General features: G+C 73.7%; 7 protein-coding genes. All 7 read left to right on the top strand.

Annotated elements, in window-relative coordinates; genetic code table 11:
* Positions 1–58: 58 nt before the first annotated feature.
* The gene (locus tag ACTOQ2_RS17035; RefSeq protein ID WP_440100518.1) at positions 59–1027 is read left to right on the top strand and encodes a hypothetical protein; all 969 of its coding nucleotides are present in this window, start codon (positions 59–61) and stop codon (positions 1025–1027) included.
* Positions 1021–2409 (top strand): S8 family peptidase, encoded by a 1389-nt coding sequence (locus ACTOQ2_RS17030; RefSeq protein ID WP_440100517.1) that lies wholly within the window; start codon positions 1021–1023, stop codon positions 2407–2409. The genes ACTOQ2_RS17035 and ACTOQ2_RS17030 overlap by 7 nt, the downstream gene beginning before the upstream one ends.
* A 129-nt stretch (positions 2410–2538) precedes the next feature.
* Positions 2539–2889, top strand: coding sequence for a hypothetical protein (locus ACTOQ2_RS17025; RefSeq protein WP_350947866.1), 351 nt, complete (start codon positions 2539–2541; stop codon positions 2887–2889).
* Positions 2877–3185 (top strand): MGMT family protein, encoded by a 309-nt coding sequence (locus ACTOQ2_RS17020; protein WP_440100516.1) that lies wholly within the window; start codon positions 2877–2879, stop codon positions 3183–3185. Before ACTOQ2_RS17025 ends, ACTOQ2_RS17020 begins: the two co-directional genes overlap by 13 nt.
* A 218-nt stretch (positions 3186–3403) precedes the next feature.
* A complete protein-coding gene (locus ACTOQ2_RS17015) occupies positions 3404–6304 on the top strand; it encodes a CDP-glycerol glycerophosphotransferase family protein (RefSeq protein ID WP_440100515.1) in 2901 nt (966 codons plus the stop codon).
* A gap of 519 nt (positions 6305–6823) precedes the next feature.
* On the top strand, positions 6824–10045 hold the full coding sequence (locus ACTOQ2_RS17010) for an ATP-dependent helicase (RefSeq protein WP_440100514.1): 3222 nt from the start codon (positions 6824–6826) through the stop codon (positions 10043–10045).
* A 132-nt stretch (positions 10046–10177) separates the two neighbouring features.
* Complete coding sequence (locus ACTOQ2_RS17005; protein WP_440100513.1) at positions 10178–13810, top strand: UvrD-helicase domain-containing protein; 3633 nt, start codon at positions 10178–10180, stop codon at positions 13808–13810.
* The last annotated feature ends 7 nt before the right edge of the window (positions 13811–13817 follow it).

The following is a 13817-nucleotide window of genomic DNA, read 5'->3' as shown; positions in this document are numbered from 1 at the left end:
GCCGCGAAAATACCCGCCGCAGATAGGGCGGAGAGGTCCTTCGACGTAGCATCGGAGTATGTCGCAGCAAGGGCGGTCCCAGGAGCCGGAGCGGCCTCTGGGAACCCCCGCCCCCCGCGCTCGCGGCGGCTGGCCGCCGTCAGGCTCCCGGGTGGGCGGCATCGGCGGGTCCGGCGGTGGCCGGATCCGGCGGGCGCCCGCGCCGGGCTCCGCGGCCAGGCGGGCCCGCGTGCGGGCCTGGCCGGCGGCGGGGCGCGACCGCGCGGCGGTCAGGCGGACCGAGCTGGCGACCCTGGAACAGGGCATCCGCTTCCGTACGATCTTCCTGATCCTGATGGGCACGATCCTCGCCATCGCCGCCACCAACGTGCTGACCGGTACGGTCGGTCTGGTGCGCGAGACGAGCTCGCGCCCGCTGACCGCCGCCGAGCAGGCCCGCTACATCCAGGACGACATCGCCAGGCGCTGGCACACCTGGAGCGCCGACCTGGTCTTTCCCGTCGAGTTGCAGTACATCGGCCTCGGCAGGGTCCAGCAGTACGCCCGCAGGGTCGGCCTCGCCCCCGAGGTGGCCTGCGCGGCCGGAACGGACGCGCCGGTGGGCTCGGTGCTCTCGGAGTACGGCTGCCGCACCCTGCTGCGGGCCACCTACGTCGACCAGACGTCCTCCTTCGCCTTCACCGTGGGCATCGCCGTGCTCGGCGACGAGGAGCGGCGGATCGCCGCCTCCGCGCAGCTGGCCGTGGACGATCGGGTGGGGGTGCGCCCCGTGGCCTTCCCCGGCACGGCGACCGAGCTGTTCGGGGCCGCGCAACGCCAGCGCAACGCCTGGGTGGGCGTCGGTCCCTACATCGTCTTCTCCACCGCCGGCTACACCGACGGCCGCACCCGGCAGGCGGTCTCCCCCGAGGAGATCCTGCACAGCGAACTGTGGCCCGCGGCCCAGGCGGTCGCGGGACGCATCGCCCGCGCCCTCGGCGACGAGCCCAGCGCCGTGCCCCAGTGCACCCAGGGGAACGTGTGCTGAGGCGGCGGTTCTGGGCGGCGGGAGCGCTGGTCGCGCTCTCGGTGGCGGGTCCGGTCCCGGTCGCCGCCCCGGCGACGGCCACCTCGGCGCTCGCCGGGCCCGTGTCGACCCCGCCACCGGGGCCGGCCGCGCCGTCGGAGTTGGCACCACCTGAGTCGGCACCACCTGAGTCGGCTCCCTCGGAGTCGGCACCGCCTGAGCCCGCGCCTCCCGAGGGCGCCGCGGACGTGCGCGAGGACCAGCGCTGGGTGCTGGAGATGCTCAACGCCGAGAAGGCGTGGAAGGTCACCAAGGGGTCGGGCGTCATCGTGGCACTGGTCGACAGCGGGGTGGACGACCAGGTCGCCGAGCTGCGGGGGCGGGTGATCTCCGGGCCCGACATGGGGTCGATCAGGTTCGACAGGGACATCCCGGACGCCGGGCGGCACGGCACCGCGATGGCCTCGCTCATCGCCGGGGCGGGCAAGGGGGAGGGGGGCCTTCTCGGTGTCGCGCCCGAGGCCAGGATCCTCTCGCTGCCGCTGATCGTCGAGGAGCGGCCCGAGGACGGGTCCGCCCTGCCGGAGGAGGACCTGCGCTCGCGCAACGACAGCCCCCTGGCCCGCGCGATCCGTTACGCCACCGACCACGGGGCCAAGGTCGTCAGCATGTCGCTGGGCGCCTACGGGCCGCACCGGAGCGAGCGTGAGGCGGTCTCCTACGCGCTCTCCCGGGGCGTGGTGCTCGTCGCCGCCGTGGGCAACGACGGGGACTCCCAGTACGCCATGGACAACGCCACCTCCTTCTGGAACTTTCCCGCCGGATACTCCGGGGTCATCGGGGTGGGCGCGGTGGACGACCTGGGCAGGCCTGCGACGTTCAGCAGCGACAACCTGTCGGTCCTGGTCTCGGCGCCTGGCGTCGACGTGCCGGTGGTCGTTCCCGGCGGGAAGTACGGATCCTCGGAGGGGACCAGCTCGGCGACCGCGCTGGTCGCCGGGGTCGCCGCCCTCATAAAAGCAAAATATCCAGATATGTCGCCGCAAATGGTGTCGCAGGCTCTCACCTCCACGGCGACGGCGGGTCCCGCCACCGGCTACGACGACCACATCGGGTTCGGCGTCGTCGACGCCGCGGCGGCCCTGGCCAAGGCGGGCCGGCTGGTGGCCGGCGCGGCGGAGGTCCCGGTGCCCGACGGCAGGCGCTTCGGTGACGGCACCCTGCCCACCGAGCCCAGCAGGCCGGGCCCCGAGCCCGTGCGCCTCTGGCTGTATGGGGTGGGCCTCGCGGGGGGCCTGCTGGCGTTCGCGGGGGCCGTGGCGATGCTCAACCGGCACTCCGGCAGGGCCGGGCCGGCGATGGCGGCCTTCGAGCCGGTCCGGCGCGGTAGATCGCGAAGGTAACCGTAATTCGACTGCAATTCGAACGCGTTTTGGACACCGTTCGGATGCGGTAGCCCGGATGTCTGGATTCACGCCCCGGAAAACCGGGAACGTTCGCTAGTCTCGCGCGTTATGGGGTACGAGTTGCGCGTGGAGCGCCCTGCGCCTCTCGCCTTCGCGGAACTCGCGACTGTGCTGGGGCAGGCGGGGTTCGAGTTCAGGGGCTCGCAGGAGTCGGGAGAGATCCTGGCCCGCCACAACGGCGCGGTCCATGCCATCGCGGTATGGGACGGCCGCCTTTCCGGCACTCCCGGATCCGACTGGCAGGTGGCCCAGCTGGCGCGCGTGTCCGCCCTGCTGGGAGCACGGCTGGTGGGCGAGGACGGCGAGTCCTACGCGATCCGCGGCGGCCTGGTCGAGCAGCTGAACGGCTCGGCGGCCTACGAGTTCGGCAAGCTCGACGAGATCCTCTCCGCCGGACCGACCGTATGGAGCCAGTAGGCCATCCCACCCCGTACGCCGAGCGGGTGCTCGACCTGGTCGAGCGCATCCCGTCCGGAATGGTGATGTCCTACGGCGACATCGCCGAGTATCTCGGCGAGGGGGGCCCGCGCCAGGTCGGCAGGGTGATGTCCACCTGGGGCGGGGGCGTGCCCTGGTGGCGTGTCGTGCACGCCGACGGCACCCCGCCGCCCGGCCACGAGCAGCGGTGCCTGGCGAGTTGGCGCGAGGAGCGGACTCCGCTCAGGGGCGCCCGCGCCGACATGCGGGCGGCCAGGTGGGACGGGGAGCCGTAGATCGCGCGGGCGGCCAGGTGGGGTGGGAAGCATGGATGGTGCGGGCGGCCAGGTGGGACGGGAAGCCGTGGATCGCGCGGCGGGAGGGCGGGGGAAACCCGCTAGATCACAAATGCCTGTAAATCCTGCAAGCCCGTAAATCACGGCGTAACCGGCCCTGCCGTGGCGCACTACCATGGCCTAGGACAGCGCTCTGTCCGAAAGGCGGTGCTTTCCCCATGGCCACCGGTGCCACTCCCGCGCGATCCAGCGGCGACCCCGTCGCTGATCGTCTGCGGGCTGTCCAGGATCTCTGCGACCGGGGAGAACCCCTCGACTCGATCATGGCGGCGGTGCTGGCCGACGGGCTGAAACCGGCTGAGCGCCGCCGCTTCGACGCCGACGCGCTGGCCGGCCCCCTGGGCTCCCGGCTGGAGATCGCGGCCAAGCGGGGCGCCGCCAGGCGCCGCGAGTTCGTCACGCTCCTGAAGCCGTACGTGACCGGTGTCGACGCGAAGGTCAAGCGCGACCTGCCGGTCGCCCGCAGGATCGCCTTCCACCTGATCGAGCATCGGGGGATCGACGATCTCGCCGAAGGCGACGCGCTGCAGAAGCTCGTGACCGCCGCGGCGGAGCCGTCCAAGCGGGTCCGCAAGAGCCTCCGCTGGTACGCGGACCTGCCACTCCAGGACGAGCTGCCCGAGGCCCTGTACCGGCTGCGGGCGGCCGACCTCATCCCGATGACCCAGATCGAGGACGTCTCCTGGTCGGGCGGGCGGCTGCACATCAGCGGCCACGCCTACCTGGCCGGGCTGTCCGTGCGGAGCCGCCGCTTCAACCGGGCGAGCGTGGTGCTGCGCGGCCCGCGCTGGCTGCCGCCGGTGCGGCTCCGCACCCGCAGGGTCTTCCACCCCGAGGCGACCCACGGCGCGGAGGAGGCGGGCTGCAACTACGACTGGTCCGGCTTCACCGCCGAGATGAGCCCGTGGCCGCTGCGCTGGCGTTCGGCCGTACGGGCCGTGGTGCGCGGGGGCAAGCGGCTGCTGCGCCGCCGCGCGACCGTGCAGGACACCACCACCTGGCGTACCGAGATCGTGATCTGGAGCCGGGGCGCCCGCGCCGGCGGCCTCCTGCGCGGCCCCTCCATCGGCCGCACCGAGCGCCCGGCGGGACTGGATCTCGGCAAGGGCTGGTGGATCCGTCCCGTCTGGACCTCCGACCGCGCCCTCCAGATCGTGCTGCAGCCCACCCGGGCAGAGCTGGTCGGCGTGCGGCTGGCCGGCGAGCGCCTGGAGGTCGAGGTCTTCCTGCCGGGCAAGGGCGTGACCAGGGGACAGGCCCGCCTGGACGGCCACCGGATCGCCGCCGACTTCACCCCGGTCGAGGGCGGCACCACCGTCGTCGTGCCGCTCGCGACGGCGTCCCTGCTACAGGAGCGCGACGGCGGCCGGCTCTGGATCGAGCCCAAGGGCGACCCCGCCGCCTCCGTCATGATCGGGAAGGCTCAGGAGAGCCGTACGGTCGTCGGCGACCGCGAGATCACCGTGCTGCGCGACCGGCGCGACCGCGTGAGCGTCTCCGCCCACCGGATCCGCCCGGTCATCACCGCGGCGACCTGGGACGAGCGGGGCGTGCTCACCCTGGAGGGCTCCTACCCGGGCTCCGGCGAGGCCGCGCTGACCCTCAAGCACCGCAGCGGGCTGATCCACGCCGTCCCCCTGGAGCGCGAGGACTCCCGCTTCACGGTCCGGCTCGCGCCCGCCGCGATACCCCGCTTCGGCGACACGGCCCCGCTGAGCAGCGGCACCTGGAGCATGGCGGTCCGCGACGCGGCCGGGCAGATCGTCCCGTTCCGCGTCGACCACGCCATCCTCGACGGGCTGGACGAGGACACGAAGATCCTCGACGGCCGCGAGTACCGCCTGATCTCCACCCGTTTCGACATCCCGGTGCTGTCCGTCGCCGAGCATTTGCCCGACGACGAGAAGGGCGCCGGCGGCCTGTACGCCCTGCGCCGGCACTTCTACCCCGCCGAGCGGACCCGCGAGCTGAACGACGCGACCGTCTACGCCGCCTACGACGGGCGGCAGTACGAGGGCAGCGTCCGCGCGGTCTACGAGGAGCGCATGCGGCGCGGTGACGCCGGTGAGCACATCTGGGTGGTCAAGGACGGCGCGTTCGTGCCTCCAGGCCCGCGGGAGCTCGGCTTCGGCACGGGCGCCGGCCCGACCGTGGTGCGCGCGGGCAGCCGCGAGCACTACGCGGCGCTGGCCCGCTCGCGCTACGTGGTGACCAACGGCTTCCTGCCGCCGTGGTTCCGGTCCCGCGAGGACCAGGTCGTCGTGCAGACCTGGCACGGCACCCCGGTCAAGCGCCTGGGCAACGACCTGCCGCACATGTCCCGCGACCCCAAGCCGCCCGCCTGGCACCGGCAGGCCGTCGAGGTGCGCGGCTGGGACCTGCTGGTCTCCCAGAGCCCCTGGGCGACCCGTGTCCTTCGCAAGGCGTTCGGCTACCAGGGCGAGGTCCTGGAGAGCGGCTACCCGCGCAACGACGTGCTCGTCGCCCCCGACCGCGACGAGCTGGCCGCGGCGGTGCGCGCGCGGCTCGGCATCGCCGAGGGCGCCAGGGTGGTTCTCTACGCGCCGACCTACCGCGACTACGACCGCAAGAACGCCTCGATCCGCCTGGACCTGGCCGAGGCGCACCGGGTGCTCGGTCCGGGCCACGAGTTCCTGATCCGGGGTCACTCGATGCAGGCGGCGCCGAACGTGCGTGCCGGCCTCGGACGCGACGTCACGACATATCCGGATATCACGGATCTGCTGTTGATCGCGGACGTGCTGATCACGGACTACTCGTCGGTCATGTTCGACTTCGCGGCGACCGGCAGGCCGATGCTCTTCTTCACCTACGACCTGCAGCGCTACTCGTCCAAGCGGGGCGTCTACCTCGACCTGGCCGCCGAGGCCCCCGGCCCGCTGCTGTCCACCGGGGCGGAGGTCATCAAGGCCCTGCGGTCGATCGACGAGGTGGCCGCCGCCCACGCCGAGAAGTACGACCTCTTCCAGCGCACCTACGCGCCCCGCGACGACGGCAAGGCGACGGCGAGGCTCGTCGACCACGTCTTCCCGACCTGATCGTCCCGCGCCGGTCCGGGTGATCCGACCGGCTTCGGGGGCCGTTTCCCGGAAACGGCCCCCGAAGCCGTCTCCGGGCTCGCTCCGCGAGGGCGTCCCCGGCCCGTTCCCGACTCGTCCCGGCCGCCTCGCGGTCCCCGGCCCGTTCCCGACTCGTTCCCGGTCGTCTCGCGGTCCCTGACCGGTTCCCGGCCCGTTCCGGATGTCCCGTGATCCCTATGTCCCGTGATCCCTGACCGGTTTCCGGTGGTTCCGCGAGTGGCCCGCACGACGCCCGTCCCACCCGTGAACCCGCCCTGACCTCTCCCCTCGGGGGCTTCGGCCCAGGTCCGCGCGGTGATCGGTCCGGCGGATCTTCCGGAAACCGCCCGCCGCCCGCCGTGTTCGGTGGAGAATCCGCCATGCCGTACCCGCCGACTCGGCACGATCATCGTCCGGGATCTGGTGGAATGGCGAGTTGTGAGTGGTCAGGACTGGCGGCTGATACGTCGTGAGGGCGCGGGGAGGGCTGTTGCCCCTGTGCTCGACGAGCACCAGCGGGCGGTGGTGGCCCATGAGAGCGGCCCGCTCCTCGTGCTCGCGGGGCCCGGCACCGGCAAGACCACCACGATCGTCGAGACCGTCGTCGACAGGATCGAGCGCCGGGGCGTCGACCCCGAGCGGGTGCTCGTCCTCACCTTCAGCCGCAAGGCCGCCGAGGAGCTGCGCGAGCGCATCACCGCCCGGATGCGCCGCACCACCCGCACCCCCCTCGCCCTCACCTTCCACAGCTACGCCTACGCGCTGCTGCGCCGCGAGGCCGTGCTCGCCGGAGGGCTGCCGCCGCGGCTGCTGACCGGTCCCGAGCAGCTCCTGGAGATCCGTCGCCTGCTCCACGGCGAGCTGGAGGACGGCGCCACGCACTGGCCCGACGACATGCACGAGGCGCTCAAGACGCGCGGCTTCGCCTCCGAGCTTCGCGACTTCCTGGCCCGCGCCGCCGAGCGCGGCCTCGACGGGCCCGAGCTGAGAGAGCTGGGCCGCCGCCACGGCCGCGCCGACTGGGTGGCGGCCGGAGGGTTCGCCGACCGCTACCAGGCCAGGTTCGACCTCGACCTCGAACCGGTCCTCGACTACGCGGAGCTGATCCGCGCGGCGGGGGCCCTGCTCTCCGACCCCGAGGTGCGGACCCGCGAGCGGTCGGCGTACGACGCCGTCTTCGTCGACGAGTACCAGGACACCGACCCCGCGCAGGAGTTCCTGCTCCAGCAGCTGGCCGGGGAGGGCCGCGACCTGATCGCGGTCGGCGACCCCGACCAGTCGATCTACGGTTTCCGCGGCGCCGACGTCCGCGGGATCATGAACTTTCCCGACCGCTTCCGCGCCGCCGACGGCGCGAAGGCCCCCGTCGTCGCGCTGCGCGTCTGCCGCCGCAGCGGCCGGGACCTGCTGCGGGCCACCCGCCGTGTCACCGCCCGCCTGCCCGCCACCCCCGGCGGCGCCGCCCACCGCGACCTGCGCGCCCTGCCGGACGCCGAGCCCGGCGACGTACGGGTGCTGGTGGCCGACGGCGCCACCCAGGAGGCGGCGATCGTGGCCGACACGCTCCGCAGGGCGCACCTGCTGGACGGCGTCCCCTGGTCGCGGATGGCCGTGCTGGTGCGGTCGGCGACGCGCCAGGTGCCGCTGCTGCGCCGCGCCCTGGTCACCGCCGGGGTGCCGGTCGTGGTCGGCGGCGGCGAGGTGCCGCTGTTCCAGGAGCCGGGCGTGCGGCCGCTGATCAGGCTCATCCAGGTGGCGCTGCACCCGGAGACCCTCGACGAGGGGGTCGCGGAGGAGCTGCTGACCGGGGCGCTCGGCGGCACCGACATGATCGGGGTGCGCCGGCTGCGCCGCGCCCTGCGGATCGCCGAGCACGAGGCGCTGGCCAACCCCGGCGAGCACGAGGTGCCGGACGGTCCCGGCGAGCACGACGCGGACGACGCTGACGACGGTGACGGCGTGGACGAGATGGTGGGACGCGTCGCCGAGCGCGAGAGCCCCGGCCCGCGTTCCTCGGGCGAGCTGATGGTCGCGGCGCTGAAGGACGCGCGGGAGCTGGTGAGGGTGGAGCCGCACGTGGCGCTGCCCGCCGAACGCCTCGCCGGCCTCATCTCCGCCGCCACCGAGGCCGTACGGCAGGGCGGCACCGCCGAGGACGTGCTGTGGGCCGTCTGGCAGGCCACCGGCCTGGCCAGGAAGTGGACCGACATCAGCCTCAGGGGCGGCGTCAGGGGCACCATGGCCGACCGCGACCTCGACGCCGTCGTGGCGCTGTTCGACCACACGGCCAGGTTCGTCGACCGGCTCCCGCACGCCGGGGTGGACGTGTTCGTCGAGGACCTGGTCGCCCAGGAGATCCCCGGCGACTCCCTCGCCGACCGGGCCCCCGACGGGGACACGGTCCGCATCCTCACCGCGCACCGTTCCAAGGGCCTGGAGTGGGACGTGGTGATCGTCGCGGGGGTCCAGGAGGGCGCCTGGCCGGACCTGCGGCTGCGCGGGTCCATCCTGAGCACCGACGACATGGTCGCCAGGGCCGAGGGCTCCGAGCACGAGAACCCGGCGGCCGTCTCCGCCGCCCTCGCCTCGCAGCTGCTGGCCGAGGAGCGCCGCCTGTTCTACGTGGCCGCCACCAGGGCCAGGAAGAGGCTCATCGTCACCGCCGTGGGGGGCGACGACACCGAGGAGCGGCCCTCCCGCTTCCTCACGGAGCTGGTCCCCGGCTCTGCCGAGGACGGCGCGGGCGTCGACGAGCGGTCCCGCTGGCTCAGCATGTCCGCGCTCGTCGCCGACCTGCGCTCGGCGGTCGCCGACTCCACCAGGCCCGAGCCGCTGCGCAGGTCCGCGGCCGAGCACCTGGCCAGGCTCGCGGCCTCCGGGGTGCCCGGCGCCCACCCCAACGAGTGGTACGCCCTCACCCCCATCTCCGACGACCGCCCGCTCAGCTGGCCCGACGACATCGTGCGCGTCTCGCCCTCGGCGGTGGAGAGTTTCAGCAAGTGCGGCCTGCGCTGGCTGCTGGAGACCTCCGTGGGCGCGGGCGGCACCGACGTGGCCCGCGGCCTGGGCACAGTGGTGCACGCGCTCGCCGTCCTCGCCGCGACGGGCATGCCCACCGAGGAGACCCTCGGAAAGCGCCTGGACGACGTCTGGCACGAGCTCGACTTCGGCGGCGTCTGGTACAACCGCAAGCAGCGCAGGGTCGCCGAGGAGATGATCTCCAAGTTCGTCCGCTGGCACGAGGAGAACCCCCGGGAGCTGGTCGGCCTGGAGGAGGCGTTCACGGCGATGGTCTCCGAGGGCGTGCAGATCAAGGGCCGGGTCGACCGGGTCGAGCGCGACGGCGAGGGCCGGGCCGTGATCATCGACATCAAGACCGGAAAGAACGGCCCCAAGGACGCCGATCTCGAACGCCACCCCCAGCTCGGCGTCTACCAGCTCGCCGCGCTGCTGGGCGCCTTCCAGCGGCACGGCATGACCGAGCCCGGCGGTGCGGCCCTGGTCCAGGTGGGCGACGCGGCGGGCAAGAAGGCCGCCAAGGAACAGATCCAGCCTCCCCTGGCGGACGACCCCGACCCCGGCTGGGCCCGCGACATGGTCGACACCGTCGCCGTCGGCATGTCGGGGCCGTTCTTCCAGGCCAAGGTGAACGACGGCTGCCGCACCTGCGCCGTGCGGTCGAGCTGCCCGGTCAGCAAGAACGGAGATCAGGTGTGCTGAGCCGCACGACCCCGGGGGACGCCCCGTGCTGAACCGTGTCACGCGTGCGGGAGGCCCGCCGCCCGCGCCCGGCCGTGTCGCGCGTACGGGAGGTTCGGGCTCGCGTCGCGCGGCCCGTCACGGGGGCGCCACGTGCTGAGCCCGGTCCAGCTGGCCGCCAAGCTGGGCATCCTGCCGCCGACCCCCGAACAGGCCGCCGTGATCGAGGCCGGTCTCGAACCGATGGTGGTGATGGCCGGAGCCGGGTCGGGCAAGAGCGAGACCATGGCCGGGCGCGTCGTCTGGCTGGTCGCCAACGGCCTGGTCCGCCCCGAGCAGGTGCTCGGCCTGACCTTCACCAGGAAGGCCGCCGGAGAGCTGGCCGCGCGCGTGCGCGAGCGGCTCAACGGCCTGGTCGAGACCAAGCAGGTGCCCGCCGACCTGATGGAGGGCGAGCCGACCATCTCGACCTACCACGCCTACGCGGCCCGCCTGGTCACCGACCACGCCCTGCGCGAGGCGCTGGAGCCGACCATGCGCCTGGTGTCCCCTGCCGTCTCCTGGCAGCTCGCCGGCCGGGTGGTCAGCGCGTACGACGGGCCGATGGAGCAGGTCGAGTGGAGCCCGGCGACCGTCACGCGGGCGGTGCTCGAGCTGGCCGGGGAGCTGGCCGAGCACCTGCGCACCCCGCAGGACGTGCGCGACGTCGGCGCCTGGCTCGCCGGCCGGTACGCCGCGCTGCCCGGCACGCCGGTCAAGGACCAGCGCAGGCCGCTGGCCGTCCAGCGGGCCAGGGAGCAGCTGCTGCCGCTGGTCGAGGCGTACGACCGGCTCAAGCGGAGCAGGGAGGTCGTCGACCACGGCGACCAGATGGCGCTGGCGGCCAGGATCGCCGCCAAGCACGCCGACGTCGGCGAGATCGAGCGCGGGCGGTTCGCCGTGGTCCTCCTGGACGAGTACCAGGACACCAGCCACGCCCAGCTCGTCCTGCTGCGCGCCCTGTTCGGCGGAGGCCACCCGGTGACGGCCGTGGGCGACCCCTGCCAGTCCATCTACGGCTGGCGCGGAGCCTCCGCGGGCAACCTGACCCGCTTCCCCCGCGACTTCAGGACCGCCTCCGGAGAGCTCGCCCCGATCAACCGCCTGTCGGTCAGCTTCCGCAACGGCGACGCCGTGCTGGACGTCGCCGCCCGGCTCCAGCTGCCGCTGCGGATGGAGGCCAGGGAGGTACCGGTCCTGGTGCCCGGCGGCAACCGGGTCGATCGCGGCCGGGTGGTGTGCGCCTTCCACGAGACCGCCGACGACGAGGCGGAGTGGATCGCCTCGGGGATCGCCAGGGTGCTGGGCGCGGAGAGCGCGCCCGACGGCATGCCCTGGGGCGAGGGCGAGCGCAAGAGGGCCAAGCAGAGCGCCTGGGGCGGCCCGCAGTGTCTCCAGCCGCACGACGTGGCGATCCTGGCGCGCAAGCGCTCGCAGTTCCCCGCGCTGCGCAGGGCGCTGGAGGCGCGCGGCATCCCGGTCGAGATCGTCGGTCTGGGCGGCCTGCTCACCGTGCCCGAGGTGGCCGACATCGTCTCCACCCTGCGGGTGATCTACGACCCGAGCGCCGGGGACGCCCTGGTGCGGCTGCTGTCCGGTCCGCGCTGGCGGATCGGCCCCGCCGACCTCAAGGAGCTGGGCGAGCGGGCCCGCGAGCTGAACCGGGAGACCCGCGAGGGCTCCTCGCCGGTGGCCGACCCGCTGGACCAGGTCGTGGCGGACATGGCCGAGGAGCGCGGCAGCCTGGTCGACGCCCTCGACGAGCTGCCCGACCGCCCGGCGTGGCAGGATCTGTTCTCCCCCCTGGCCGCGGTGAGGCTGGTGGCGATGGCCCAGGAGCTGCGCGTCCTGCGCGCCCACACCGGCCAGCCGCTGCCCGACCTGATCCTGGAGATCGAGCGCACGCTCGGCCTGGACATCGAGGTGGCGGCCAGGGGGACCGCCGTCGGCCCGTTCGCCGCCCGCGCCGACCTCGACGCCTTCCTGGACGCCGCGGCCCGGTTCGCCGGCGACTCCGAGGACCCGACGCTGGGCGCGTTCCTGGCGTTCCTGAAGGCGGCCGACGAGGAGGAGAACGGGCTGGACGCCGGGCGGGTGGGCGAGAGCAACAGCGTGAAGCTGATGACCGTGCACGCCTCCAAGGGCCTGGAGTGGCCGGTCGTCGTGGTGCCCGGCCTGTCCCAGGCGCTGTCCAAGGCCGGGACGCTCACCGTCGGCACCATGTTCCCCGCCCGCGCCACGACCAGCCCGAAGTGGACGGAGAACCCCCGCAAGCTGCCCTACCCGCTGCGCGGCGACGCCTCGGACCTGCCGGAGCTGGCCGGGCTCGCCAAGGAGGAGCTGGCCGACTTCGACGAGCGCTGCCGCGACCGCGACCTGCTGGAGGAGCGCCGCCTGGCGTACGTCGCCGTCACCCGCGCCCACTACCTCCTGATCGCCTCCGGCTACCGCTGGGGCACCGCGGCCAAGCCGCTGGAGCCGTCCGACTTCCTGGTGGAGATCCGCGAGACCTGCGGACGGGTGGCCTTCTGGGCTCCGGAGGCGGAGGAGGGGGCCACCAACCCGCTCCTCGCCGAGCCCGCCGAGTCCGTATGGCCGATCGCCCCGGAGGACGTCCGCTACGCGGCGGTCCTCGACGGCGCCACCATGGTCGAGGCGGCCCTCGCCGCATTGGCGGGGGGCGCGGCTCCCGCGACCGGCAGCGGGTCCGGGGCCGGTCCCGCGTCCGCGTACGAGGATGTCCCCTTCCCGGAGGACCTCGAGGCCCCGGAGGCTTTCCCGGAGGAGGCGGACGTGCCCTTCCCGGACGACGAGAGCGTGCCTTTCCCCGGTGACCCGTGGGACGAGTCCTTCCCGGACGACCTGGAGGACCGGTCCGAGCCGGCGGCGGCGGATACGGAACCCGAAACCGAGCTCGAGCCCGAGCCCGAGCCCGAGGCTGAAACCGAATCCGGAACCGAAGCCGAGTCCGAGCCCTGGGCCGGGTTCGAGGCCGAGGCCGGGGAGCCGCCCGAGCGGCGGCCGGTGCCGACGGCCGACCTGCGGGGGTGGGACAGGGAGCGCGCGAAGGCGTGGGAGCGCGACATCGAGCTCCTGCTCAGGGAGCGGGAGCTGAACCGGCGGCGCGGTGGCGGCCGGGTGGAGCTGCCCACCCACCTGACCGTGTCCTCCCTCGTCACCCTGGCCTCCGACGCCAAGGCGCTGGCCCGGCAGATCCGCCGCCCGGTGCCCAAGAAGCCCGCCCCGCTGGCGCGCCGGGGCACCTCCTTCCACCGCTGGCTGGAGGGGCGCTGGGGCCAGCAGCGGCTGATGGACGAGTTCGAGCTGCCCGGCGCTTCCGACGACTTCGAGGAGCCCGACGCCCACCTCGACGAGCTGCGCGCCCGCTTCGAGGAGAGCGAGTGGGCGGGCAGGGAACCGTTCGACGTCGAGGTCCCCTTCGAGACCATGATCGCCGACCGGGTGGTCCGCGGCCGGATGGACGCGGTCTTCCAGATTTCCGACGACCGCTACGAGGTCGTCGACTGGAAGACCGGCCGCCGCCCCAACGGGAAGAAGGCCGAGGCCGCCGCCGCCGTCCAGCTCGCCGCCTACCGGCTGGCCTGGTCCCACCTGGCCGCCGTCCCCCTGGACCGGGTGAGCGCGGCCTTTCACTACGTCCTGCTCAACGAGACGGTCCGCCCCGTCAACCTCCTCGACGAGCGCGGCCTCGTCACCCTCGTCGAGTCGGTGCCGGCCCTGCGCTGATCGTCCC

The organism is Streptosporangium sp. H16, from assembly GCF_051918855.1.
Classification (GTDB): Bacteria; Actinomycetota; Actinomycetes; order Streptosporangiales; family Streptosporangiaceae; genus Streptosporangium.
This window is presented reverse-complemented; position numbering and strand designations above follow the sequence as displayed.